General features: G+C 62.6%; 28 protein-coding genes and 1 tRNA gene. 7 read left to right on the forward strand and 22 right to left on the reverse strand.

Going from position 1 to position 24,860, the window contains the following annotated elements; all coding sequences use genetic code 11:
* The first annotated feature begins 77 nt into the window (after positions 1 to 77).
* Entirely contained in the window at positions 78 to 506 is a 429-nt protein-coding gene (locus LPW29_RS07090; protein WP_090250994.1) for a rhodanese-like domain-containing protein, read from the forward strand.
* On the opposite strand, the gene LPW29_RS07095 is transcribed toward LPW29_RS07090, so the two are convergent.
* Positions 507 to 2,006 (reverse strand): hypothetical protein, encoded by a 1,500-nt coding sequence (locus LPW29_RS07095; protein WP_238627431.1) that lies wholly within the window; start codon positions 2,004 to 2,006, stop codon positions 507 to 509.
* Positions 2,007 to 2,166: 160 nt separating this feature from the next.
* Between LPW29_RS07095 and LPW29_RS07100 the strand changes: the two genes are divergently transcribed.
* Positions 2,167 to 2,490: a hypothetical protein gene (locus tag LPW29_RS07100; protein ID WP_238627432.1), complete on the forward strand. Its 324-nt coding sequence runs from the start codon at positions 2,167 to 2,169 to the stop codon at positions 2,488 to 2,490.
* A gap of 18 nt (positions 2,491 to 2,508) precedes the next feature.
* On the opposite strand, the gene LPW29_RS07105 is transcribed toward LPW29_RS07100, so the two are convergent.
* The 6 genes from LPW29_RS07105 to LPW29_RS07130 are packed head-to-tail and all read right to left on the reverse strand — an operon-like array spanning position 2,509 to position 8,512.
* Positions 2,509 to 2,910, reverse strand: a complete 402-nt coding sequence (locus LPW29_RS07105; protein ID WP_238627433.1) for a Na+/H+ antiporter subunit G — start codon at positions 2,908 to 2,910, stop codon at positions 2,509 to 2,511.
* Between the two features lie 15 nt (positions 2,911 to 2,925).
* Positions 2,926 to 3,195: a K+/H+ antiporter subunit F gene (locus tag LPW29_RS07110; protein ID WP_090250985.1), complete on the reverse strand. Its 270-nt coding sequence runs from the start codon at positions 3,193 to 3,195 to the stop codon at positions 2,926 to 2,928.
* Positions 3,192 to 3,710 carry a Na+/H+ antiporter subunit E gene (locus LPW29_RS07115; RefSeq protein ID WP_090250982.1) on the reverse strand — a complete coding sequence of 173 codons (519 nt, stop codon included), beginning with the start codon at positions 3,708 to 3,710 and terminating at the stop codon, positions 3,192 to 3,194. The genes LPW29_RS07110 and LPW29_RS07115 overlap by 4 nt, the downstream gene beginning before the upstream one ends.
* A 27-nt stretch (positions 3,711 to 3,737) precedes the next feature.
* Entirely contained in the window at positions 3,738 to 5,246 is a 1,509-nt protein-coding gene (locus tag LPW29_RS07120) for a monovalent cation/H+ antiporter subunit D (RefSeq protein ID WP_238627434.1), read from the reverse strand.
* The gene (locus LPW29_RS07125) at positions 5,243 to 5,596 is read right to left on the reverse strand and encodes a Na+/H+ antiporter subunit C (protein WP_090250977.1); all 354 of its coding nucleotides are present in this window, start codon (positions 5,594 to 5,596) and stop codon (positions 5,243 to 5,245) included. Before LPW29_RS07125 ends, LPW29_RS07120 begins: the two co-directional genes overlap by 4 nt.
* A 60-nt stretch (positions 5,597 to 5,656) precedes the next feature.
* Entirely contained in the window at positions 5,657 to 8,512 is a 2,856-nt protein-coding gene (locus LPW29_RS07130) for a monovalent cation/H+ antiporter subunit A (protein ID WP_238627435.1), read from the reverse strand.
* A 308-nt stretch (positions 8,513 to 8,820) separates the two neighbouring features.
* Between LPW29_RS07130 and fabA the strand changes: the two genes are divergently transcribed.
* From fabA to LPW29_RS07150, 4 genes are all read left to right on the forward strand, one after another.
* Positions 8,821 to 9,333 carry a 3-hydroxyacyl-[acyl-carrier-protein] dehydratase FabA gene (gene fabA, locus LPW29_RS07135; RefSeq protein ID WP_090250972.1) on the forward strand — a complete coding sequence of 171 codons (513 nt, stop codon included), beginning with the start codon at positions 8,821 to 8,823 and terminating at the stop codon, positions 9,331 to 9,333.
* Between the two features lie 8 nt (positions 9,334 to 9,341).
* Positions 9,342 to 9,773, forward strand: coding sequence for a hypothetical protein (locus LPW29_RS07140; protein WP_238627436.1), 432 nt, complete (start codon positions 9,342 to 9,344; stop codon positions 9,771 to 9,773).
* A gap of 72 nt (positions 9,774 to 9,845) precedes the next feature.
* Positions 9,846 to 11,288, forward strand: coding sequence for a glutamate--cysteine ligase (locus LPW29_RS07145; RefSeq protein ID WP_255705675.1), 1,443 nt, complete (start codon positions 9,846 to 9,848; stop codon positions 11,286 to 11,288).
* Positions 11,289 to 11,298: 10 nt separating this feature from the next.
* Positions 11,299 to 12,315, forward strand: a complete 1,017-nt coding sequence (locus LPW29_RS07150; protein WP_238627455.1) for a M14 family metallopeptidase — start codon at positions 11,299 to 11,301, stop codon at positions 12,313 to 12,315.
* A gap of 58 nt (positions 12,316 to 12,373) precedes the next feature.
* Here the strand turns inward: LPW29_RS07150 and LPW29_RS07155 are convergent, their stop codons facing one another.
* From LPW29_RS07155 to LPW29_RS07165, 3 genes are all read right to left on the reverse strand, one after another.
* Positions 12,374 to 13,288: a ZIP family metal transporter gene (locus LPW29_RS07155; protein ID WP_238627438.1), complete on the reverse strand. Its 915-nt coding sequence runs from the start codon at positions 13,286 to 13,288 to the stop codon at positions 12,374 to 12,376.
* A 322-nt stretch (positions 13,289 to 13,610) separates the two neighbouring features.
* On the reverse strand, positions 13,611 to 13,763 hold the full coding sequence (locus tag LPW29_RS07160; protein ID WP_238627439.1) for a hypothetical protein: 153 nt from the start codon (positions 13,761 to 13,763) through the stop codon (positions 13,611 to 13,613).
* 20 nt (positions 13,764 to 13,783) lie between these two features.
* The gene (locus LPW29_RS07165) at positions 13,784 to 14,584 is read right to left on the reverse strand and encodes an undecaprenyl-diphosphate phosphatase (protein WP_090250967.1); all 801 of its coding nucleotides are present in this window, start codon (positions 14,582 to 14,584) and stop codon (positions 13,784 to 13,786) included.
* A gap of 212 nt (positions 14,585 to 14,796) precedes the next feature.
* Here LPW29_RS07165 and LPW29_RS07170 point away from each other — a divergent pair, with 212 nt between their 5' ends.
* Positions 14,797 to 15,081, forward strand: a complete 285-nt coding sequence (locus LPW29_RS07170) for an encapsulin-associated ferritin-like protein (protein WP_090250964.1) — start codon at positions 14,797 to 14,799, stop codon at positions 15,079 to 15,081.
* Positions 15,082 to 15,171: 90 nt separating this feature from the next.
* Here LPW29_RS07170 and LPW29_RS07175 read toward each other — a convergent pair.
* The 12 genes from LPW29_RS07175 to ruvB all read right to left on the reverse strand — a co-directional run bounded on the left by LPW29_RS07175 (position 15,172) and on the right by ruvB (position 24,788).
* A tRNA-Lys gene (locus tag LPW29_RS07175) sits at positions 15,172 to 15,247 on the reverse strand.
* 109 nt (positions 15,248 to 15,356) lie between these two features.
* Positions 15,357 to 16,625 carry a YeeE/YedE family protein gene (locus LPW29_RS07180; RefSeq protein ID WP_238627440.1) on the reverse strand — a complete coding sequence of 423 codons (1,269 nt, stop codon included), beginning with the start codon at positions 16,623 to 16,625 and terminating at the stop codon, positions 15,357 to 15,359.
* A 162-nt stretch (positions 16,626 to 16,787) separates the two neighbouring features.
* Complete coding sequence (gene queC, locus LPW29_RS07185; RefSeq protein ID WP_370642809.1) at positions 16,788 to 17,465, reverse strand: 7-cyano-7-deazaguanine synthase QueC; 678 nt, start codon at positions 17,463 to 17,465, stop codon at positions 16,788 to 16,790.
* Positions 17,466 to 17,594: 129 nt separating this feature from the next.
* Positions 17,595 to 18,272, reverse strand: a complete 678-nt coding sequence (queE, locus tag LPW29_RS07190; RefSeq protein ID WP_238627442.1) for a 7-carboxy-7-deazaguanine synthase QueE — start codon at positions 18,270 to 18,272, stop codon at positions 17,595 to 17,597.
* A 125-nt stretch (positions 18,273 to 18,397) separates the two neighbouring features.
* Positions 18,398 to 19,171, reverse strand: coding sequence for a tol-pal system protein YbgF (ybgF, locus tag LPW29_RS07195; protein WP_238627443.1), 774 nt, complete (start codon positions 19,169 to 19,171; stop codon positions 18,398 to 18,400).
* The gene (pal, locus tag LPW29_RS07200) at positions 19,168 to 19,749 is read right to left on the reverse strand and encodes a peptidoglycan-associated lipoprotein Pal (protein ID WP_238627444.1); all 582 of its coding nucleotides are present in this window, start codon (positions 19,747 to 19,749) and stop codon (positions 19,168 to 19,170) included. Before pal ends, ybgF begins: the two co-directional genes overlap by 4 nt.
* 38 nt (positions 19,750 to 19,787) lie before the next feature.
* On the reverse strand, positions 19,788 to 21,083 hold the full coding sequence (tolB, locus tag LPW29_RS07205) for a Tol-Pal system beta propeller repeat protein TolB (RefSeq protein ID WP_238627445.1): 1,296 nt from the start codon (positions 21,081 to 21,083) through the stop codon (positions 19,788 to 19,790).
* Between the two features lie 89 nt (positions 21,084 to 21,172).
* Entirely contained in the window at positions 21,173 to 22,063 is an 891-nt protein-coding gene (tolA, locus tag LPW29_RS07210) for a cell envelope integrity protein TolA (RefSeq protein ID WP_238627446.1), read from the reverse strand.
* A 4-nt stretch (positions 22,064 to 22,067) separates the two neighbouring features.
* Positions 22,068 to 22,514, reverse strand: coding sequence for a protein TolR (gene tolR / locus LPW29_RS07215; RefSeq protein WP_238627447.1), 447 nt, complete (start codon positions 22,512 to 22,514; stop codon positions 22,068 to 22,070).
* Entirely contained in the window at positions 22,514 to 23,221 is a 708-nt protein-coding gene (gene tolQ, locus LPW29_RS07220; RefSeq protein ID WP_238627448.1) for a protein TolQ, read from the reverse strand. Before tolQ ends, tolR begins: the two co-directional genes overlap by 1 nt.
* Positions 23,218 to 23,622 (reverse strand): tol-pal system-associated acyl-CoA thioesterase, encoded by a 405-nt coding sequence (gene ybgC / locus LPW29_RS07225; RefSeq protein ID WP_238627449.1) that lies wholly within the window; start codon positions 23,620 to 23,622, stop codon positions 23,218 to 23,220. Before ybgC ends, tolQ begins: the two co-directional genes overlap by 4 nt.
* Positions 23,623 to 23,708: 86 nt before the next feature.
* A complete protein-coding gene (ruvB, locus tag LPW29_RS07230) occupies positions 23,709 to 24,788 on the reverse strand; it encodes a Holliday junction branch migration DNA helicase RuvB (RefSeq protein WP_238627450.1) in 1,080 nt (359 codons plus the stop codon).
* Between the last annotated feature and the right edge of the window lie 72 nt (positions 24,789 to 24,860).

The following is a 24,860-nucleotide window of genomic DNA, read 5'->3' on the forward strand; positions in this document are numbered from 1 at the left end:
CCCATGTGTCTCATCAGGGGCCGCCGCGCGGCCACACTTTACCAGAACTCATCCCTTTGCGAGGAAGCCCGGCACCCATGTCCAAGAATGATCCCATCAACCTCTCCCCCAGGGAAGCCTACGAGATGCTCCAGTCTGATGCCAAGACCCTGCTGGTGGATATCCGCTCGAGCATGGAATACCTTTTTGTGGGCCACCCCAAAGGCGCCCTTCACATCCCCTGGATGGACGAGCCGGACTGGACCCGCAATCCGCGTTTTGTGCCAGAGGTGCGCAAACTCCTGCTGGGTGGCGCCGCCGCCAGTGAGGCTGACAACGGGGCCTCGGTGATCCTGATCTGCCGCAGCGGGAAGCGCTCCCTGGAGGCCGGGCGGGCACTGGTGGACGAAGGCATCCCCCGGGTGTATCACATCGCCGAGGGATTCGAGGGCGAACTGGACGAAAATCACCACCGCTCCAGCATGGACGGTTGGCGATATCACGGCTTGCCCTGGGAGCAATGCTGATCAGGGCTTGTCATGATTGCTTGCTCCTGGGCCCTTCCGCCCGCTCGGAACCTCCGGAAGCGTCAGCAATTCAGCAGGCATGCGTGCCGACGAGGATTCACTCGGGTCCACGGAGCGCTTGCGACACCAGGCCCGGTACCCTCGCTCCATAAGAAGTGGCGGGAAGATCAGGAGCTCGTACAGGGCCTTCAACAACCTTTCTGAAAGCCGTGCGCCCAAAGCGAACCCTGCAAGCAGGGTTTCGATCAGGCTCAGGCACAGCAGGACAAAGCCCACCCCTACAACAGCGGCCGACTGCATGAAGGCCTGAAGAGGAAGTGCAATCAGCATGAGCGGCAAGGGCAGCAATCCCCCCAGAGCCAATCGGGTCAAGGTGGAGAGCCAGTCCACCCCGGGCCAGAGCAACTCGGGCTCCCCCTCCAGCAGCATGTGCAGGGCATCACCCTGAGCCACATAGAAGTCCCGGCTGGCCGCCAGGGTCGCGCACAGCAGCACGGTCAGCACCACCAGCATCAAACCCACTGTAAACGCCCACTGCCGCCCACGTGGATCCATGGCGCCAAAAGCCGGAATGATACGGCTGACCTGTCGCGCCTCCGTCATCATGCCACCACCGAGCAGGAGCAGAAGCACCAATGAAGCCACGGCCCACGGTGCCACGCTGCTGCCGGGCGCGCCTCCCAGCACCTGCTCCATGGGGGGAACCACCAGGAAAAAAAGCACGGCCGCGCACAACCCGAGAAGGACCAGAACAAGGCCACTCACGGCCAGCGTCCCGAAGGATGCCAGGGTCAGTGTTCGCGCCGGCACACTGCCTTGGGCCAGGCGACGATATTGCCCCACCATCCTGTCCAGATTTTTGGTCTGATCGCTCACGCCTCTGACAACACGTTCCATCTGCTGGATGTGATCTCCCACCTCACGCCAGGCGGGCAGCAGTCCCTTGAGGATCTCCATCCGGGACTGGCTGGCACGCCGGTACTCCTCCAGGGCCTCACGGCCGGATCGCGCGAGGGAGTCATGAATCTCTTCCAGTACCTGCCCAACCCGGGGATCCGCCTTGGGCGGCGCTGCGGCCAGCGCATTGGCCGTGCGCACCCAGCCAGGCTCTTCAGGTACCTGATCACGGGCTGAATGATAGTCGTGTTCCAGGGCATCGATATGCCGATGGATGCGTTGCTGCAGGGCCGGGAAGCCTCCCAGATCGCGATTGACCCGCCCATGAATATCACGGTACACGCGCTCAACGCGTCCCTCGAGACGTCTCGCCTCCACACCCCGCAGATAACGTAAATACCAGCGCCGCAGATGCACAGTGGCCCTTCGCACCGCACGGGCCATATATCGGGCCAGCAGACTCGTGAATCGCGCAGCCTCATGGATCAGTCGATGTGCCCAGGCACGTGCCCCGTAAGCCAGGGTCATCAGAATCACCACCCAGATTCCGATGGACAGACTCAAGCTGTCGGCCCAGAAGCCGATCAGACCTTCAAAGGGCATAGGATCTCCCAAGGCCCACGTGCAACACGCAGGCGTGATTAAGCGGGTCCCGATTATGACCCAACCGACGACCTTTCTGGCAATGCCCTCAAGTTCTTCCACCCCATGCCGCTAGCCTGATAAAGACAATCTGCACTCTGGAAGATCAAGGTCACATCCCATGAACAGAAGCCAACTTGAACGGCCAGCCGGCATGCAATGGGCCGCGTATCGTGAATTTCCGGACATGAAGGCCGCCAATGCGGTATTGGGCTTCCTTCCCGCCTTCATGGATACGCACACCCACGAGACCCATCTCTCCATCAATGACGACGGCTCCCTGGCCCTGATCCATCTGCTGGATGGGTTACCGGACCACTGGGTGCTGGAACGCGACGAATACGGCCGGATCACCGCGCTCAAGGACGGGATCGTGGCCGGTTTCATGCGACAGGGACATTTTTACACGCGTTCCCAGCTGGCTCAGTTGCGCTGGGATGCCTAGGCAGCAGGAGACAACCGCTCACTCGTGAGGGCTGTCCTGCTGCTCGTCCGCCCGAGGGGACCGAGACGCCACGTAGGTACTCCAGCCTTGTTGCGGCTCGGGCAGGACAGGGAGCGTTTTACGCTCCTCGGGGTACAGATGCAGGTAGGTCTTGGCGATGAAATGGGCGGTAACCGGTGCTGTCAGGAACAAAAAGCCGGTGACCAGCAGTTCATGGGCCGACAGCGTACGTTCCCCACCCAGAAAAAACGCCACGGACGCCAGCAAGGCCCCTCCCACTCCCAGGGTCGTGGCCTTGGTGGGGGCATGCAGTCGCGTCATCAGGGTCGGTAACTTCAGCAGGCCCAGGGAGCCCACCAGGATGAAGATCCCGCTCACCACAATCAGCAGGGAAATCAGGAATTCCAGCCACATCGCCATCGTCAGGTCTCCCGGTCACTCAATCACGTCGCCGCGCAACAAAAATCGGCAGTAGGCCACGGTGGAGACGAACCCGAACATGGCCAGTAGCAGGGCGGCCTCAAAATACAGGGTGGTGCGCTGATACATCCCCTGAAGAATGATCAAGGCAATGACATTGATGACCATGGTGTCCACGGCCAGCAGACGATCCACCACCGTGGGCCCCTGAATCAGACGCCATAGATTCATCAGCAGCGCCACCGAGACGGCAAAGAAGCCAAAAATCAAAGCATATTCAATCATGGGAAGATCTCCATGAGTCTCGCCTCGTAACGCGATTTCATATCCCGCACGGCCACCTCCGCATCGGGTGCGTCCAGACAATGCACCAGCAAAGTTCGGCCATCAGCGGAAAGATCACTGCTCACGGTGCCCGGCGTGAGGGAAATCGTCCCTGCCAGCAACGTGATCGCCTCAGGGGAACGCAACTCCAGTGGCATGGCAACCCAGCGCGTGGCCAGACTCTCCGGCCTTCTGAACAGGATCAGACGGGCCACCATCACGTTTGCCACCAACACGTCCCAGAGCGCGATACCCAGGAAAGCCATCATCTTTCCATAAGCCCGCAAAAGGGGGCGCCCCGGCCAGAAATGGCTGGTTGCAATGGGAATCAACACCCCAAGAACGGTGCCCAGGAGAAATCCGCCCAACGTGAAGCTGTTGAGCAGCAGCATCCAGACCACCACCAGCGTCAACGTCAGCAGGGGGTGGGGCAACCAGCGCTGGCGGAAGTTCTGGCTTTGTTTTTCAGGCACCATCAATCCTCTCCCCTTCAACCATCCGGCTCAATTCAACACCGCATCAATATAGCGCTGTCGGTCAAGCAATTGTGTTGCGGTAGCGTCCAGGTAATGCGTGGCCGGCCCGGCGAGAACCGTCCACATCACCAGGCCGGCCAGGAGTATGCCGACCGCCACGAAGGGCAAGGCACCCCCGTCCGCTTCATGAACGACATCAAACTCACGTTCCGTGGCGGATGGTTTCCAGAACAGCGTACTGCCCCCCCGCGCAAAGCCCACAATGGCCAGGAAGGAAGAGGCCAGAATCGCAGTCCAGATCCAGACATTGGCATCCACATCCCGCGCCGCGTCCAGTATGAGGAGCTTGCCCAAAAACCCTGACAAGGGAGGCAAGCCGGCCATGGCCACCGCGGCCATGAAAAACCCCGCAGCAAGCAACCCCGACTGCGCGAACACCGGCCCCACCACGAGCCGATCCTGCAGACTCCCCCGGCGCTCCGCCACCAGGCCCACGATCAGGAACAAGGCCCCTGCGGCCAGGGTCGAATGGACCAGGTAGTAAAGGGCCGCGGACAGGGCCTCGTGGGTATACAGAGCCACAGGCACCATAATCATGCCCATGGAGCCAATGACGGCAAAACTCGTCATCTGCCCCAATCGGCGAGAGGCCAGTACACCGGTCATGCCGACCATGAGGGTGATCAGGGCCGCCGGCAAGAGCCAGTCATGAATCAGATGAGCGACTTCGCCTGCCTCCTCACCAAACACCAGACCGTGCACCCTTATGATGCAGTAGGCTCCCACCTTGGTCATGATGGCAAACAGGGCCGCCACAGGCGCGGGTGCCAGGGCATAGGTACCCGGCAGCCAGAACTGTACCGGCACCATGGCCGCCTTGATGGCAAACACAAGCAACAGCAACAGCCCTCCGGTCTGCAGCAATGCCTGATCACCCGCCTCCAACGTAGCCACCTTCACGGCCAGGTCAGCCATGTTCAGGGTGCCGGTCACGCCGTAGATCAGCCCCACCGCGATCAGGAACAGGGAGGAGCCCACCAGATTGACCACCACATACTGCACACCAGCCCGCAGGCGCTGACTCCCTCCGCCATGCACCATCAATCCGTAGGAGGCAATCAGGAGGACCTCGAAGAAGACGAACAGGTTGAAAAGATCTCCGGTCAAAAAGGCCCCATTCACGCCCATGAGTTGCAGCTGGAACAGGGCATGGAAGTGGCGACCACGCTTATCCGTTCCTCCCATGGCGAAAAGCAGGGCGCCCACCGCCAGGAAGGAAGTCAACAGAAGCATCAGCGCCGACAGGCGATCCAGCACGAGGACAATGCCGAAGGGTGGGGCCCAGTTGCCCAGGGCGTATATGTGGGGGCCCCCATTCACCGCCAGGCCCAAAAGGATACCGGCCACCAGCACCAGCAACACGGCGGATGCCAGTGAGAAGACACGTGCCAGCACCACATCGTGGCGCACCGCGAGCACCAGCATCGGCGCCACGATCGCCGGCAACAGAATCGGCAGGATGATCCAGTGATTCATGAGCGATCCCCCTCGTCCCCAGAGTCCGGATCGGCCAGATCCACGTGATCGGTATCCCCCTCAAGGTAGGCCCGCAAGGCCATGACCACCACCACAGCCGTCATGCCGAACGAGATCACGATGGCCGTCAGCACCAGGGCCTGTGGCAAGGGATCGGCATAGCCGGCCGCATCGTCACTGATCACCGCGGGCAGGTTGACCGCCAGGCGACCCATGGTAAAGAGAAAGACATTCACCGCGTAGGTGATCAGGGCAAGCCCCAACACCACAGGAAAGGTGCGCGCACGAAGCACCAGGTACACACCGGCACCCGTCATCAGCCCGACCGCACTGGCCACGAGAAACTCCATTGATCACGCTCTCTCAATCTCAGCTTTTCGGTTACCCGGGGTCAGGCCCAGGGCAGAATCTCAGCGAGTGCCCCGCTGATCCTGGGTCGATGTGGAGGGATCCACATCCATGGGGCTGATGTTGGCCGGCTCATGCCCTGCCACCAGCCCGAGTCGTGACACCTGCGCCAAGGCCAGCATCACGGCCCCCACCACGGTCAGGAATACCCCCACGTCAAAGGCCATGGCACTGGCCAGCTCCACTTTCCCGATCAGAGGCGGGTAAACGTAGTCGTGGGCAGAAGTCAGGAACGGATGGTCCGTGACCATGGCCGCAATGCCCGTGGCACCCGCCAGCAGAATGCCCAGCCCGATCAGCGCGTCGTAATCGACCCGCATCTTGGATGCGGCCCACTGAAAACCACTGGCCATGTACTGCATGATCAGGGCGATGGACACCACCAGACCGGCGATGAAGCCGCCCCCGGGCATGTTGTGGCCGCGCAAGAGGATAAACACGCCGACCATCAGGGCCAAGGGCAACATTACCCGCGTGGCCACCACCATCATCATCGGGTGGCGGTCCGCCGCGCGAGGCATATCCGGCTGCCAGGCCTCCAGGCGTGCCCCGGCAGGTCCCCGCAAGGCGCCATCGAGCAGGGCATAGATTGCCAGGGCGGCAATCCCGAGCACGATGATCTCGCCGAAGGTATCAAAACCACGGAAATCCACCAGGATGACGTTGACCACATTGGTACCGCCCCCACCAGGTACGGATTGTTCCAGGTAATAACCGGAGAGAGTGGAGAAATCCCGGGTCAGGACAGCCCAGCACAAGCCGCCCACACCCAGACCAGCCAGCGCAGCCAGCACCCCATCCCGGCCCCTTCGCACCGGAGAACTCTCCACGGGCGTGCGTTTGGGCAGGAAGTACAAAGCCAGCAGCATCAGAACCGTGGTGACCACTTCCACGGAGATCTGGGTAAGAGCCAGATCGGGCGCGGAAAAATAGAGAAACCCGACGGAGACGATCAGCCCCACCACACTCACCGCCACCACCGCAAGCAGGCGCTGCCGATGCCGGGTCACCAGGAGCCAGCAGGCGCCGGCCAGGACCACCCACAGCACCAGAGCCAAGGGAGAAAACACCAGGGTCTCGCGTTGCCCTGCAACATGCTCCGCCGATGTGAAGCCCACGTAACCCAGCACAATGGACGCGATGACCATGAGGGCCAGATAGCGCTGTAACGAGCCATTGTGCGCTGAGTGAATCCCGAACTGGGTCAGTTTGACCACCCGGGCCAGTACCGCATCGTATATGGACTTGGCCTCGGGGTGGGGACCCGCCCGCCAGCGAGCCCATACCTCAGGGTATCGAAGGATCACGACCAGGCCACCCGCCAGCGCCAGCATCGACATCACCAGCGCGCTATTCACTCCATGCCAGATGGCAAGATGCAACTCAGGGAGGGCCCCCGCCGTGACGGCCGCCCCCGCAGCCCGAACCAGCGGACCCGCCATCACCTCGGGAAAGAGCCCGATAAGAACCACCAGCAGCACCAGAATGGCCGGCGGCAGCCAGAAACCCGGCCTGGGATCATGAGGCTTGGCTGGATAGTCCGTCCGCTTGGGCCCCATGAAGACATGCACCACGTAACGCAGCGAGTAGGCCACGGAAAGTAACGCGCCCAACGTCGCCGCAAACGGGATCAGCCAGGGCAGACCGGCCCATTGGGCATGCGTCGTCTGTTCCAGCATCATTTCCTTTGACAGGAAACCATTCAGCAAGGGCACACCCGCCATGGAGGCCGCCGCCAGCATCGCCAGGGTGGCTGTAATGGGCATCAAGTGCATCAGGCCGCCCAAGCGGGGAATATGCCGCGTCCCCGCCTCATGATCGACAATGCCCGCACTCATGAAGAGCGCAGCCTTGAAGGTGGCGTGATTGATGATGTGAAAAACACCGGCCGCCGCGGCCATGGGGGTACCCAGCCCGAAGAGCATGGTCACCAGCCCCAGATGACTCACCGTGGAATAGGCCAGCAGGCCCTTGAGATCATCCTTGAACAGGGCAATCCCCGCCGCGAGAACCATGGTGAACAAGCCGGTGGTGGTGACCAGATAGAACCATGCATCGGTACCTGCCAGGACCGGCCAAAGACGGGCCAGCAGGAAGACCCCCGCCTTGACCATGGTGGCCGAATGCAGATAGGCAGACACCGGTGTGGGCGCCGCCATGGCATGGGGCAGCCAGAAATGAAATGGGAACTGCGCGCTTTTGGAAAAGCACCCGATCAGAATCAGCACCAGAGCGGGTAGATAGAGGGGTGAGGCCTGGATCTTTTCCACCTCGCCGAGAATGACGGAAAGCTCGTAGGAGCCGGCAATATTCCCCAGGATCAGCATCCCCGCGATCATGGCCAGACCGCCGCCCCCCGTGACCGCCAGCGCCATTCTTGCTCCCTGACGCCCCTCGGGCAGATGCTTCCAATAACCGATCAGCAGAAATGACGAGAGACTGGTCAGCTCCCAGAAGATGAGAAGCAGCAGGATATTGTCTGACAGTACCACCCCCACCATGGCGCCCTGAAAGAGCAGCAGGTAGGTGTAGAACAGGCCCATGGGGTCCTTTTCGGACAGGTAGAAACGGGCGTAAATGATGATCAGCAAGCCGATACCCAGGATCAGCCCCGCAAACAGCAAGCCCAGACCGTCCAGGAAGAAATTGACATTGAGGCCCAGCCCCGGCAGCCAGTCCCAACCGGCCTTGATCGTCTCGCCCTGCAGCACGGCCGGGGCATGCACCAGCAGCAGCCCCAAGGCGAGCACGGTCACCGACGCCGTGGCGGTTGCACAGGCATTACGGCCCGACCGGATCATCAGACCCGGCAGGAGTGCTCCGAGAAACGGCAGCATCACGATCAACGCAAGATTCATGACTTCCCCTGAACCCCTGAACATAAACCTTCCCCGCCCGTCGGGATCCAGGGATCCGGTCAGCGGGGGCGCAGGCCGCCTGCCCCTCGGGGGGCAGGCATACTCAACCCCGGCCGGGTCGTCTCTTGACGGGCCGGGCGTTCATTCTTGAATATCACCGGCTGAATCCTAATGGAACGGGCTTTCCGTCGCCACCCTGATCCCATCAGGTTACCGCGTGTCCTTTTGTTCGCTGCCGGCTCGGGGCTTGTGCCACCCCACCGAATCCGGTCCAATAGGCGGCTCCTTACTGGACCGACCAATTCCACATGCGAAAAAACAGCTACGAGCGCGACGAACTCCTCCAATGCGGCCACGGCGAGATGTTCGGCCCGGGCAATGCCCAACTGCCTGTGCCCAACATGCTCATGATGGATCGGGTCACCCATATCAGCGACGAAGGCGGGGCCTATGGCAAGGGAGAGATGCGCGCCGAGCTGGATATCAATCCGGATCTGTGGTTCTTCGGCTGCCACTTCCCGGGCGACCCGGTGATGCCGGGCTGCCTGGGCCTGGATGCCATGTGGCAGTTGGTGGGCTTTTACCTGGCCTGGATCGGCAACCCGGGCCGCGGCCGGGCTCTGGGCGTGGGCGAAGTGAAATTCACGGGTCAGGTGCTGCCCTCAGCCGGCAAGGTGGACTACCAGGTGGACGTCAAGCGTGTGATCACCCGTAAACTGGTGCTGGGCATTGCGGATGGCCAGGTCTTTGTGGACGGCCGCCTGATCTACACCGCCAAGGATCTGCGCGTGGGCCTGTTCACCTCCACCGACGGCTTCTAGGCGCCGTTTTGGACCCACGCACCGTCGAGGCCTCGTTCGAGTTCGACCCGACCACGGTCAAGCGCCTGCGTGCCCAGTGGCTGGCCCTGATGGAGACCAGCCTCTGGGGGGATCTCAAGACCTCGAAGATCGGCACCCTGCCCCGCCTGCGCAAGCGCTGGCTGGAACTGGGTGAGCATCTGGCCTCCCTCACCCGCGACCGTCGCTGGATCCCCCAGCCCCGGGAGCGAGTGAAGGGGGCCATGGCTGCAAGCCTGAACCTGCGTGACACCCTGCTGCATGTGGAACGCAGCCTGCAGGTTCTGGACGGTGGCGAGGGCTTCGCTGCCTTCGAGAAGGATATCCTGCAATTTCGCCATGAACTGCTGCAATTCATGGAACATCATGAAAAGGCGTGGTGCGATTTACTGGAATCCCAGTACGACCCGCCCGATAACTGAACACGCCCCATCCGGGTTGGATTGACCTGGACCCGCCCTTCAAGCACGATCAGGGAAGTCTCCCGTCCGGTCATGCCCGTGGGCCAGGAAATCGACAACACACGCTTCACCCCCCGTGATACCGAGCGTTTCCGGAAACGCGTGGCCGAGGAGACGCGCCTGGCCCGGGAGATGGCTGCCCGGGGTGACTTCGGCAGCGGCCATCCCATGGCCGGGTTCGAAATCGAGGCCTGGCTCGTGAATGCTGACGAATCCCCCGCCAGCCTCAATGAGCGCTTCCTGGCCCGTTTCGACGACCCCATGGCCACCCCGGAACTGGCCAGCTTCAATGTGGAACTCAATACCCAGGCCCACCCACTCCGCCATCGGGTGCTGACCACTCTGCACCAGGAGATCCGTACCACCTGGGAACGCGCCTGCGACACTGCCGAATCCCTGGACGCCCATTTCCTCATGATCGGCATCCTGCCCACCCTGATGCCCCAGGATTTGTGCCTGAAGAACATGTCCGCCATGAAACGCTACCGGGCCCTGAATCGACAGGTCTTCCGGTCCCGCGAGGACAGGCCGGTACACCTGGATATCAATGGCCGGGAACATCTGGAGCATGACCACAAGGACGTGATGCTCGAGGCCGCCACCACCTCGTTTCAGATCCACCTGCAAACCCCTCTGGAAGCGGCCCACCGAGTGTACAACGCCGCCATCGCCGTCTCGGCCCCCATGGTGGCGCTGAGCGCCAATGCGCCCTACCTGTTCGGCAAGGATTTATGGGAAGAGACCCGCATCCCGGTATTTGAACAGGCGGTGGAGGTCGGGGGCTATCAGGATGCCGCGCGCGGCCCCATGCGCCGGGTAAGCTTTGGCTCAGACTATGCCCGTGAGTCCATCATGGAGTGCTTCCAGGAAAACCTGGACCACTTCCCCCCGCTGCTGCCCATGTGCGGCGATACGCCACCGGAAACCTTTGCCCACCTGCGCCTGCACAATGGCACCATCTGGCGCTGGAACCGCCCATTGATCGGCTTTGGTCCCAGCGGTAGACCCCATATCCGTATCGAACACCGCGTCGTGCCCGCCGGCCCCACACTCACGGACAGCATCGCCAACGCGGCCTTCTTTTACGGGCTGGTGGAGGATCTGGTGAGTACCGCCGGGGGCGCCGAGGGCCTGATCGACTTTGCCACTGCCAAGGACAACTTCTACCTGGCTGCCCGGCACGGCCTGGAGTCACAACTGCATTGGGATTCAAAGGAGCGCATCAGCGCCCGGGAACTGATCCTGCAGGACCTGCTGCCCCGGGCACGCCGCGGCCTGCAGCATCTGGGCGTGACCCAGGCAGACGCTCACCACTATCTGGAAGTGGTTGCGGAGCGGGTTCAGGCCCGCGCCACCGGCAGCCACTGGCAAAGGGCCTGGGTCAAGACCCATGGCCCGGACATGGCGGGCCTGACCCGGGCCTACCGCCTCCAGCAGATGACCGATGAACCGATCCACCAATGGCCCCTGCCGTAACGGCGATCTCATGCTCAGGTATCGCAACACTCTCCCCGAAGGCTTCACGCAGACCCCACCCGGGCGAATCCATGAACTGCTGCCAGAACCCACCCTGATTCACCTCAAGGGTCGACGTGAGCCGCCGCTGTTCATTTCCGTTCTGTTGCACGGTAATGAACCCGTGGGCCTGCAGGCCGTTCAAGCCCTGTTGCGGGACCTGCCCCCATCCGGACTGCCCCGCTCCCTCTACCTCTTCGTGGGCAATGTGCAGGCAGCCGCCGAAGGCGCACGCCACCTGCCGGATCAACCGGACTTCAACCGGGTCTGGCCGGGTACGGACCACCCGGACTGCCCGGAGACCGCCTTGATGCGTCAGGTGGTGGAGACCCTCACCCAAGGGCCGCTGTTCGCCAGCATTGATGTACACAACAATACCGGACTGAACCCTCATTACGCCTGCGTCAATCGGCTAGACCACTGCTTTCTGCAACTGGCCACGCTGTTTAGCCGGACCGTGGTCTACTTCATCCGCCCCCGGGGGGTGCAGTCCATGGCTTTGGCCGCCCATTGTCCGGCGGTCACTCTGGAGTGCGGCAAGCCGGAGGACACCCATGGCATCGAGCACGCCCGCGATTACCTCCGCGCCTGTCTGAACCTGGCGGAGATCCCCGACTCTCCAGTGGCCCATCATGACCTGGATCTGTTCCACACCGTGGCACAGGTGAAGGTTCGCGACTCGGTGAGCATCAGTTTCACGCAAGGCGATGCGGACCTGAACTTTGCCCCGGATCTGGATCACATGAACTTCCGGGAACTGCCCTCGGGCACCGTGCTGGCCAAGGTCAATTCAGCCCACCTTGCGCACCTGGTCGCCCGCGACGAGCAAGGCGCGGACGTCACCTCCCGATACTTCGATACCGTCCGCGACCGCCTGGTGCTCACGCGCCGGGTCATGCCCTCCATGCTCACCCTGGATGAGAACATCATCCACCAGGACTGCCTGTGTTACCTGATGGAACGCATTTCACCGCCGGCTACCCGATAGCATCCAGGACCAGGGGAGGCACGGTTCCTTGGCATGGCGCCAACAGAACCTGATATGCCTACCCCAACGCCAGATCAATGGCGATGAGGGCAATGAAGCCGATCAGCACGCCCAGCGTCGCCTTGGCCTCGTGCCCCTTGCGGTGGGATTCGGGGATGATCTCGTGGCTGATCACGAAGAGCATGGCACCTGCGGCAAAGGCCAGTCCCCAGGGCAGCAGTGACTCCACCACCGCCACGGCCGTGGCGCCCATCAGCCCACCGAGCGGCTGCACCAACCCGGTCAACAGGGTAACCCCAAAGGCCGTGATCTTGCTGTACCCCAGCGACAAGAGGGCAATGGCCACCACCAGACCCTCGGGCATGTTCTGCAGGCCGATGGCGAAGGCCAGGGTCATGCCGTCATTCACGTCGCCACCAAAACCGACCCCCACTGCCAGCCCTTCGGGCAGGTTATGCAGGGCAATGGCAAAGATGAACAGGTAAACACGGCGAATCTTCATGGGATCCGCGCCGCTCTGGGGGCCGATCATGAAGTGCTCATGGGGCACCAGCCGATGCAGCAACAGCAGGAACCCACCGCCCAGCCCCATGCCCACCGCCAGCACCAGGATCGCCATGCCCACGGCACCATACTGAGCCTCGGCACCCTCCACGGCGGGGAGCACCAGTTCAAAGGCGGTGGCCGCAAGCATCACTCCAGCCCCGAATCCCATCATGGCATCCTCCACCGACTGGGGGATGCGGCGCAGGAAGAAGATGGGGATGGCCCCCACGGCGGTGAATAGCCCGGCCACCAGACTGGCAAGAAGGCCGATCTGGATGGTCCCCATACCTGAAATCCAGTACTCGATCCGAGGCCAGGTCACCGAGACCATGAGGATGAACAGCATCAGGACCCCCAGCGAGGTGGTCACGCCCGGCCAGGAGACCCGGGCGCCGTCCTGAATCACTTCGACCTTGGATTGGTTCATGCGGGGTTCCATCAATGGGATCAGAAAAACCCCACCATGATAACGTGATCAGGCAAATGCCTCATCCACCGCATTCCCCTCAGCCGATCAGATCAAGACACAACCTGCCCTCGGTCTCCCATTGCCGCACCGGCGTATACCCCTCCCTCGTAGGGGCCGTTCGCGAACGGCCCGGGCGGGGTGTCCGGGGTCGATGGCCTGGCGGGTGGGTATCGCGGTATCCCGTGGGAGTCGGCCTGCCGGCGAATGTCGCAGCCGGGCACTTTCAGGCCAGGGCTTTCGCGGCCGAGGGCCGCTCCCACAGGGACCTGCCCGCTTCAAATCAGAAGTCGTAGGTGGCGGACAGCCACAGACTCCGCCGGTCCAGATACACCCCATCGGTGGCCCGGCCGGTCTGGGTATAGCGATAGGCATGAAAGGTCAAGACCACCAGAAACCTCAGGCGGTTGCTCACATAGTGGAACCCATCGGCCATGCCCCCCTCCCGAACAGGACCTACCAGAACATGAAGATCAGGAATGCCCCCAGCAGCAACCGATAAACGACGAAGGGCAGGAAGCTCATCCGGGCCAGCAGCTTGAGGAACAGGTGAATGCACAGATAGGCGCTGATGCCGGCCACCAGGGCACCGATCAGGATCATCGACCAGGCGACGTTGTCCTCCGGGGCCTGGATGAGTCCCCAGGTCTCATAGCCACCCGCCAGGGCGATGATGGGAATGGAGAGCAGGAAGGAGTAGCGGGCCGCCGCCTGACGGTTGAAGCCCATGAACAGGGCGGCGGTCATGGTGACACCGGAGCGGGACACCCCGGGGATCAGCGCCAGGGCCTGGGCCAGACCGATGACCAGTACATCCACCCAGCCAATCTGATATTCATCCCGGAGGCGGCGCCCGCGCCAGTCCGCGAGCCCCAGCAGTAGGCCGAAGGCGATGGTCGTGAAGATGATCACTTCCACCGATCGCAGGTGGGTGGCGATCACATCATGGAAAAGGAGTCCGGCCAGCCCCGCCGGGATGGTGCCCAACCCCACGGCCCAGGCCAGCTTGGCATCCGGGGTGAACCCCCGACCCACCAGCGACCCAGCCCAGTGGCTTGCCATGCGGCGCAATTCCACCCGGAAGTAGAGGATCACGGCCGTCAGGCTACCCACATGGGTGGCCACATCGAAGGTCAGCCCCTGGTCCTCCCAGGCAGTGAGTTCGGGCACCAGGATCAGGTGGGCCGCACTGGAGATGGGTAAAAATTCCGTCAGGCCCTGTACCAGGGCGAGGATCAAGGTCTGGAAAAGATCCAAGGTGAGGCTCCATTGATGTATTCCGGGCGCACATTATCCGTTACACCGCCCATTTTCACACCCTTCCTATTTGCCTCACCCAGAGGAGGAGGCCGATACCTCCTTCCAGCCCGGGGGAACGGAGTCGCAGCCCACTAACACGGGGTTAAACCGGCGGCGAATGTCTGTAGTATTGAGGCCCGAGACCACAATGCAAACACCGGAGCAAAGGCATGGCGAACGAAGGCTATCATGAGCCCATTGACGAACTCAGCGACGAGACCCGCGACATGCACAGGGCCATCGTGTCGCTAATGGAAGAGCTGGAAGCCGTGGACTGGTACAACCAGCGCGTCGATGCCTGCAAGGATACCGAGCTCCGTTCCATCCTTCAGCACAATGCCGATGAGGAAAAAGAGCACGCCGCCATGGTCCTGGAATGGATTCGTCGACGCGACCCGACATTCGACAAGGAATTGCGCGAGTGGCTATTCACCGACAAGAAGCTGGATCACTGAGTTAAAGCGAAAAAAGAAAAAAGGGGACAGATTTATTTTCCCGCCTTCCTGGCGGGAAAATAAATCTGTCCCCTTTCTTCGTTTTCAATGTGGTGGGTCGTGTAGGATTCGAACCTACGACCAATGGATTAAAAGTCCACTGCTCTACCAGCTGAGCTAACGACCCATGAACTGATGTTCCGGGAAAGGGATCATGCACTCCGGCAGGGGGCCGGAAAGGGCACGTATTGTACTGAAGTTTTTGGGCATTGCAAGGGCTTGGAGGGTGTCGGAGGTCACATGGCTTCCAGCTTCCTCAATTTCCCCGGGAGCAGGCGCATGTCCACCAGACTGGTGACGAAGGCCTTACCAAAGCTGGCTTCATCTTCATGGAGCATCTTGTAATACTGGATCTTCATGGTCAGGGCGGCGCCGAAGACGATGCTGGCAAAGGTGAGAAAACCGCCCAGGGCCAGGGCGGAGATGCCGGTGATACCCTGGCCGATGGTGCACCCCATGGCCAGCACCCCGCCAAAGGCCATCAGAATGGCACCGACGAAGTGATTGAGGAAATCCCTCACCGAGGCAAACCACTCGATACGGAATGCCTTGGTGACCAACGCCCAGAACAGGGAACCCACGATGACTCCAACCAGCGCCATGACGCCGATATAGAGTACCGCCGAATCAAAACCGCTGCCCACATAGCGCAGACTCTGACCCATGGGGTTGATGAAGGTGAAGGACTGAGCCGACCAGGGGGCAGCCTCGGCGGGTCGAGCGTCCGGATCATCTGCCAGGAAATCCCAATCCTGAACATACGCACTCAGGGTGTTCTGGCCACCAAAGCCATCGTCGATCATGGCCTGACTGGTCACGTACCAGGCCCCCACCACCATCAGCCCGATCACCGCGCCGCCTAGGATGTTATCGAAACTCCGGCGAAAATCAGGGCTCTTGAAGATGAAGAACAGGAGGCCTGCCGCCAGGATGAGACCTATGATCAGGCGGGCGATGGCGCCGTGCTCGGTACCTGCCACCAGGGAACCCAGATCCTGCTGGTTACCCAGGTTGATGGCCAGGGGGTTCATCCATGGGTAGAACAGGGTGGAATACAGGGTATGAGAGGTACCCGGGAAGGGATTCACCATGAAGTAGGCGATCACGGCGATGACCAGAAGCACCATGATGGACTTGATGTTGCCGCCGCCCACCCGCACCAGGATCTTGTTGCCACAGCCACTGGCCAGGCTCATGCCAATGCCGAACATCAGGCCGCCCAGCAGGTGCTCGATCCAGCGGAACTGAGGTGATCGGTAGGGGGGGAAGGCCCCATCGGCATTCACCATGCCGAAAATCTCGAAGAGGATCACCCCCAGCATCGCCACGGCAATGGCCAGCAGCCAGGCCCGCATGCGGCCCAGGTCACCCATGTTGACCCAGTCGGAGACGGCACCCATGGTGCAGAAGTTGGTCTTGTTGGCGACCGCACCGAAGATGAAGGCGAGCACAAAAATGGATGTCAGCACCACAGCCGCGGCCGTGGTAAAGCTCTCGAATACCATGTTATCTCCTCCTGCAGATGGCGTCGGACGTCTGTGCGCCCATGTCCTTGGGCCTGAAGGCCCGGACTTTTCTTGTCATGTTTTGACATTCTGCAACAATGGGCCTGATCGTACCCATTCAGTGTTTTGAATGGGCGGATCAATAGGGCTTGGGGAGGCTGATCAGGGGCGGTAGCGGGTGGTGTCAGGCAGGCCGACCTCGGCAAAGCCCCGGGCACGGAGGCGACAGGCGTCGCATACGCCACAGGCCCGGCCTTGATCGTCAGCGCTATAGCAGGAAACGGTTCGGGCGAAGTCCACACCGGCCTCAACGCCCTGACGGATGATCTCGGCCTTGGTCAGGTCAATCAGCGGCGTGCGTATATGGCACTGATCGCCGCCCACCCCGGCCTTGGTGGCCAGGTTGGCCATGGTCTCGAAGGCCTGGATAAACTCGGGGCGACAGTCGGGGTAACCGGAATAGTCCACGGCATTGACGCCGATGAAGATGTCCCGGGCATCGAGCACCTCGGCCCAGGCCAGAGCAATGGACAGAAAGACGGTGTTCCGGGCGGGCACATAGGTGACGGGAATGCCATCGGAGGGGGCATCGGGCACCTGTATGGCCTGATCAGTGAGGGCTGAGCCACCGAAGAGCCCCAGATTAAGGTCCACGACCCGATGGTCGGCGGCACCCAGGGATTGCGCCAGCTCGGCAGCGGCCACCAGTTCGGCGTGATGACGCTGACCATAGCGAAAGCTCAGACAATGGCAGTCAAAGCCCTTGGCGCGGGCCAGGGCCAGAACAGTGGCAGAGTCCATACCTCCGGAGAGGAGGACGACGGCGTTTTTCATGATGATTTCCTCGATCTTTTTTTGCTGCCGTACCCACCGCCCCCACCCTCACCCCAACCCCTCTCCCGCCAGCGGGAGAGGGGCTCGCACACACCTGCTTCGCTGGCGGGGATGAGGCGGTAGAGGGGCTTTGTGTCATCTGCCGCGGGCATCGTCCCAGAGGACCTTGTGGAGCTGCAACTGGAAACGCACCGGCAGGCGGTCTTGCACGATCCAGTCCGCCAGGGTGCCCGGGGCCAGATCCCCGAAGGCGACGGAGAACAGGACTTCTACCCGGTCGGTGAGACCATCACGGGCGAGCACCTCACACGCCCAATCGTAATCCGCCCGATCGCAGATCACGAACTTGACCTGATCCTTGCTCGACAGGTGGACGAGGTTGTCCCAGCGGTTGCGGGCAGCCTCGCCGGAACCCGGGGTCTTGAGGTCTATCACCTTGATGACCCGGGGGTCCACGGCGGAAACGTCCAGGGCACCGCTGGTCTCCAGGGAGACTTCATGGCCGGCATCGCACAGGGCACGCAGCAGATGGAGGCAGGCGGGCTGAGCCAGAGGCTCGCCGCCGGTCACGCAGACATGGCGAACCCCGTAGGCCTGCACCTTCTTGAGGATGTCCGCCAGCGGCAGGACTTCTCCCCCGGTGAAGGCATAGGCAGTGTCGCAGTAGTCGCAGCGCAGCGGGCAGCCGGTGAGCCTGACGAACACGGTGGGCCAGCCCACACTGCGGGACTCCCCCTGAAGTGAGAGGAAGATCTCGGTGATCCTCAAGCCGGGGAGGGCTGGGTTCGCGGATGGGGAGGTGGGTGTGTCCATTTTAGAAGTCGGTGGCACTGGAGGTACTGAAGCCACCGGCGACGCCAAAGGCGCCGGTGGCTCCGCTGTTCGCGGCCGAGGGCCGCTCCCACGGGGTGGGGTGCAGCCTTGGAGGCCATCCGGGCTTAGTCGGAGCGCTCAGCCAGGCGAGCCAGGCGCTGTTCCGCCAAGCGTGCCACGGTGGTGCCGGGGTGCTCATCCCTCACCTGGGTGAGTTGTTCGCGAGCAGCCTCCCATTGCTGTAGTTCAAAATGCGTGAACCCCTTCTTCAACTGGGCATCGGCCCCCTTATTACTGTCGGGATACTCTTCAAGCACCCTGGAAAATTCCTGGAGGGCCTGTTCAAAGTCCCGGGTCACGTAAAAGGCTTCGGCCAGCCAGTATTGCGCATTGGCAGCCAAGGGGCTGTCGGGATAACGCTCCAGAAACGACTGAAAGGCTTCAATGGAGCGACGATGCCGCCCCTCCCGCAGGAGGTTGAAGGCATCCTGATAGGCCTGACGATCATCGCCGGCATCCTGAGGGTCTACCAACCTCTGCTGCCCTGATCGTGCTTCGGATTCCGGCGATGCCTCGCTGTCCTGCCGGCTGGAGCTGGCCTGCTCCAGCTGCTCCAGCCGCTGGTCCACATCCAGGTAGAGATCCCGTTGGCGCGTCTTCACTGTTTCCAGTTCATGGCGCAGGGCGTCCGACTCGCCCCGCAACTCGCGCAGGTCCCGATCCATGCTGTCCACGCGATTGAGCATCTCCATGAGCGCCTGATTTTCCAGGATGCGTTCCAGACGCTCCAAGCGCTCTTCCAGTTGCGCCAACCGGTCCTGGGCATGCGCGGGGCCCGACACACCTCCCACCAGCAGGGCACCGAACACAAGAAAAGGAAAGAGGCGACCCGACATCATCGGCCACCCTCATGGACAATCTCCACGCGGCGGTTTTGCTCCCAGGCCTCTTCATTGCTGCCCAGTTCCGCCGGCATTTCCTCGCCATAGCTGACCACCTGAATCTGCTCATCACGCGCCCCCTGCAGCATGAGCATGCGGCGCACGGACTGGGCCCGGCGCTCGCCCAGGCTCAGGTTGTACTCCCGGGTACCACGTTCGTCAGTATGTCCCTCCAGGCGCACGCGGGCCTCACTGTGACGAGACAGGTAGTCGCCGTGGGCAGCAATCACATCCACGAACTCGGAACGCACCGTATCGCGGTCGAACTCGAAATAGATCACGCGAGTAGAGAGGGGGCTATCCGGGTCGTCCAGGGCTTGAGCCAGGGGGCGACCATCCCGGCCCAGGGGACGTGCTTCCACATCCGGGTCCAGGCTGCCGGGTGTGCGGGCATCCCGATCCATCCCACCCGGCCACTCATCGGCGGGGCTACCCGCGGGATGCCGGTCGGCGGTGGCGCAAGCGCCCAGGGTGCCCACCACCACCAGCACCAAAAGAATCTTCACGGCCTGAAGCCTGACAAGGGTATTCAGCATGGGGTATGACCTCGGTAAAGGATGCGTAAAACGTGAGTTCAATCAAGAAAGGGTGACCAGGCAGGTTCACGGACCTCGCCTTCTTCCAGCACCAGACGCTGATGGACGCGGCCGTCATCACTGACCGCCGCCAGTACCCCGCGACCGCCCTCCGAGGTGGCGTAGATGATCATGCTGCCATTGGGAGCGAAACTGGGGGACTCATCCATACCGCTGTCGGTCAGCGTGCGGAACAGCCGCGATTCGCGGTCCAGCAGGCCAATGCGGAAACGGCTACCGGCACCATGCACCATGACCAGGCGACGACCGTCCGGCGAGATGTCGGCCCCGCCATTGTAGCGCCCTTCGAAGGTGAGGCGCCGGGCCGCTCCTCCCCGGACAGACACCTCGTAGAGCTGGGGCTGACCGGCCCGGTCGGAAGTGAAGACGATGGAACGGCCATCGGGCATCCAGGTGGGTTCAGTATCGATAGCGCGATGCTGAGTCACCCGGGTCAGAGACTGGTCAGCCAGATTCAATACATGGATATCCGGCTGACCTTCCCTGGACAGCGTCAGCGCCAGGCGGCGGCCGTCCGGCGACCAGGCCGGCGCACTGTTGATGCCCTCATGGCTGGCCACACGGGTGCGGTCGCCGCCGTCCAGATCCTGGATGTAGATCTCGGAGCGTCGGTTCTCGAATGAGACATAGGCAATGCGGCGGCCATCCGGCGACCAGGCGGGAGACAGAATCGGCTCGCTGGAACTAAAGACCGTTTTGGGATTGTGACCGTCGGCATCGGCCACCTGCAGGGCGTAGCGCAAATCCCCGTCCTGTCGGGTGAGGCTCACATAGGCCACCTGGGTATCAAAGGCGCCACGATCGCCGGTGAGGCGCTCATAAATGATGTCGCTGACCATATGCGCGGCGCGGCGCAGATGACTGCGCTCCACGGGGATGCTGTAGCCGGTGAGCTGGCGCCCTGAGGCCACACCGAAGAGCTGGAAGCGCACGGCGTAGCGGTCGCCATCGGCCTCCTGAACGCGACCAATCACCAGGTATTCACTGCCCTGATCACGCCAGGTGGCAAAGCTCACCTCGTCGGCCGCGCGGGGGCGCTGGGGCATCTCTTCCTGGTCGAGGGGACTGAAGCGGCCAGTGCGGTTGAGATTGGCGGCGATGATGCCGGCCACATCCTCTGGAGGGCGCGAGGTTTCCCCGTCCCAGGCGAAGGGTACGATGGCCACGGGCATGGCACCCTCCACCCCCTGGGTGATACGGATCTCCAGGGCGCCCTGGGCGACCAGGGGGAGCGTGAGCAGGAGCAGGAGGAAGAGTGTTTTGAGTGGTTTCATCAGGTTGACTCTGTTTTATTCGGGCACGGCGCCGGAGCATGGCCTTGAAGGTGAACTCAAAAGATGCACCATGATACTCAAGATACTGGTCAACTCGGTTCAAAGGTGAAACGGATCTCCCGGGCAAACAGATCCGGGTCTGGTGGCGACGGCAGCGGCTCGGCCAGACGCACGGCGCGCTCCACCGATTCACAGAACATGGCGTTTCCCGTGCATTGTTCCACCCTCACCTGCTGGATGAAACCACCGGGCGACTGACGGACGAACACCACTGCGCTCTGCCCGGAGCGATGCCCGTCAGGGCGTCGCCAGTGGCGTTGCACGGCAGAGCGGATCGCTGCTGCATATTCACTCTGTTGTCGGTCCAGCTCCCGTTGCCGGGCAGCACGCTGGCGTTCGGCCTCGGCCTGCTCCAGGCGCCGTTGCTCCGCTTCCATCCGCTCCCGGAGGCGCGCTTCCTCGGCCTGCCGGCGTGCTTCCTCGGCGCGGCGTTCCGCCTCTTCACGTTCACGCTGCGCCTGGGCACGGCGCTCTGCCTCTTCACGCTCCCGTTGTTCACGGGCCTGGCGTTCCGCCTCTTCACGCTGGCGCTGCTCCCTGGCCTGCCGTTCGGCCTCGGCACGTTCCCGTTCCGCCTGGGCACGTTGTTCTGCCTCGCGTCGCGCCTGTTCGGCCTGGGCACGACGCTCCGCCTCCTGGCGCCGTGCTTCCTCCTCACGACGGCGCTCGGCCTCGATCTGCTCCCTGGCCTGTCGCAGCGCTTCCTCCCGTGCCTCTTCCCGAGCCTGCCGGGCACGGTCGAAAGTCTCACCATCCATCGCCACCGCTTCCACCACCTCCACCTGAGCCTGTTTGCCACGGGCGGTGGGGTCGGCACTGGCCTTGAAGTGCAGGTTCACCCCCAGCACCAGAAACAACAGTACATGGATGGACAGCACCCACACGAACAGGCGGCGATGCCCCGTCAGCAATGACCACATGCCATCAACCGTCCTGTTCGGCTGGATCGGTGATCAGCCCCACACGCCCGGCCCCCGCGGCCTGAACGCTGATCATGGCATCCACGACCCGACCATAATCCACGAAACGGTCACCGCGCACAAAAACATCCGTGCCCGGCTGCTGACTGAGCAGATCGCCGACAATGCCTCGCAACTCATCCCGCTCCAGCGCCTCACCCACCCGGGGCCCCTGATTCAGGGTCATCCGGCCGTCCCGGGAAACGGTCACGACGATGGGCTCACCCTGCTCGGGGGTCGGGTCCAGGGCCTCGGCATCGGCCTGGGGCAGATCCACCTCCACCCCCTGTTGCAACAGGGGCGCGGTGACCATGAAGATGATGAGCAGCACCAGCATCACGTCGATGAAGGGCACGACGTTGATCTGGGACATGGAGCGGCGGCGCCGCCGCGGCGAGATCCTCTCGGCCATCAGGCGGGCGCCTCCCCCATCTCCTGCGTGCCGGCTCCCAACTGGCGCTGCAATAGGGCTGAGAGTTCCTCCGAAAAGTTCTCATAGCGGGCCATGAGACGGTCGATGTCCGCGGAGTAGCTGTTATAGGCAATCACCGCCGGGATGGCGGCGAACAAACCCAGAGCGGTGGCGATCAAGGCCTCGGCAATCCCCGGGGCCACCATGGCCAGGGTGGCCTGCTGCACACCCGACAGACCAATAAAGGCATGCATGATGCCCCACACGGTGCCGAACAGCCCGATGTACGGGCTGGTGGATCCCACCGTCGCCAGGAAGGTGAGATAGCTCTCCAGATTGTCGACTTCACGGGAAACGGCCACCCGCATGGAGCGCTGGGTGCTGGCCGCCACCAAGGCGCCACCGGCGGCATCCCGCGCCAGGCGACGCCCCCGCAGGAACTCCTTGAACCCCACGGCAAACACATGCTCCAACCCGGCCACTGCCTCCTTGCGACGCAAATCCTCATAAAGCCGGGACAGGTCCGCTCCAGACCAGAAACGCTCCTCGAACGCGTCCGCCTCCCGACGCGCCTCCCGCAACACTCGCCACTTGAGGGCAATGATCATCCAGGAAAAAACCGAGGCTAGCACCAGGATGAGCATCACCACCTGGACAATCAGGCTGGCCTCCAGGATCAGGCGATAAAGGGACAGATCAAGGCTCACTGCGGGCCTCCGGCATGCATGAGGGCGGCAAGGGTGTCAGGAATCGGACGGGGGGTGAACTGCCTGGCATCCAGACAGGCAATCTTGACCTCGCCGCGGCATAACAGTTCCGGGGCGTCGCCCTCACTACCCCGCCAGACCTCATGATGGATCCGAAGGCTGGCCCGGCGCTGCTCGACCACCTGGGAGGTGATGATCAGGGCGTCATCCAGTATGGCCGGACGCAGGTAATCCAGCTGGGCACTGCGCACGGCAAACATCACGCCCTGTGCCTCCATCAGCCGTTGCTGCTCGAAGCCCAACTCACGCAGCCACTCGGTGCGGGACCGTTCCATGAATTTGAGGTAGTTGGCGTAGAACACCACGCCGCCCGCGTCGGTGTCTTCATAATAGACGCGCACGGGCCACTGAAAGGCCGGAGATATTGTGCTGTTTTGAGAGGATCGGGACACGAGAGCAGTTCACATTTTGAGGTGGAGAATCAATTTCAGGAGGCGTTCGGCTCACCATCGGCAGGAGCCTCGAACGTATCGAGCAGATCAGGCTGGGCGCTGCGTGCCTCCAGGGCCACGGGCACACGCAGGCCAAAATGACGATAGGCATGGCTGGTGGCCATGCGTCCCCGGGTGGTACGCATCAAAAAACCCTGCTGGATCAGATAGGGCTCGAGCACATCCTCTATGGTGCCCCGCTCCTCACCGATGGCGGCCGACAGACTATCCACGCCCACCGGCCCGCCGTCGAATTTTTCGATCACCGCCATCAGCAGGCGCCGGTCCTGGGCATCGAAGCCGTTGGCGTCCACATTGAGCATCTTGAGGGCCTGATCAGCCACCGTTGCGGTGATCACGCCATCCGCCTTGATCTGGGCGTAGTCACGCACCCGGCGCAACAGCCGATTGGCGATGCGCGGTGTACCCCGGGCGCGGCGGGCGATCTCCAGGGCCCCGGTGGCATCCAGTTGCGCCCCCAGGATGCCTGCGGCGCGGGTCACGATGCGCGCCAGATCCTCGGTGGCATAGAACTCCAGGCGCTGCACGATCCCGAAACGATCACGCAGGGGGGAGGTCAGCAACCCCGCTCGGGTGGTGGCCCCCACCAGGGTGAACGGCGGCAGGTCGATCTTGATGGACCGGGCTGCCGGCCCCTCGCCGATGACGATATCCAGCTGGAAGTCCTCCATGGCCGGATAGAGTACCTCCTCCACCACCGGGGAGAGGCGATGAATCTCGTCCACGAACAGCACGTCCCGCGGTTCCAGGTTGGTGAGCAGTGCGGCCAGGTCACCGGGGCGTTCCAGCACAGGGCCTGAGGTCTGGCGCAGGTTCACCCCCAGTTCCTGGGCGATGATATGGGACAGGGTGGTCTTGCCCAGACCCGGCGGACCGAAAATGAGCACATGGTCCAGAGCCTCCTGCCGCGCTCGGGTGGCTGAGATGAAAATCTCCATCTGCTCCCGCGCCACGGGCTGGCCTTCATAATCGGCAAGCCGCTGGGGGCGAATGGATCGCTCCAGTGCCTCGTCGTCGGTGGGGGTGGCTGCGGGGGTGACGATGCGGTCCGTCATGGAGGGGTGCCATTCAAAAGTGTGGAGGATAACATTTGGGCTCCAGGCCCGCCGCCTCCCCCTCATCCCCAG

This window comes from Ectothiorhodospira sp. 9100 (assembly GCF_022227565.1).
In the GTDB taxonomy this organism is placed as follows: Bacteria; Pseudomonadota; Gammaproteobacteria; order Ectothiorhodospirales; family Ectothiorhodospiraceae; genus Ectothiorhodospira; species Ectothiorhodospira marina.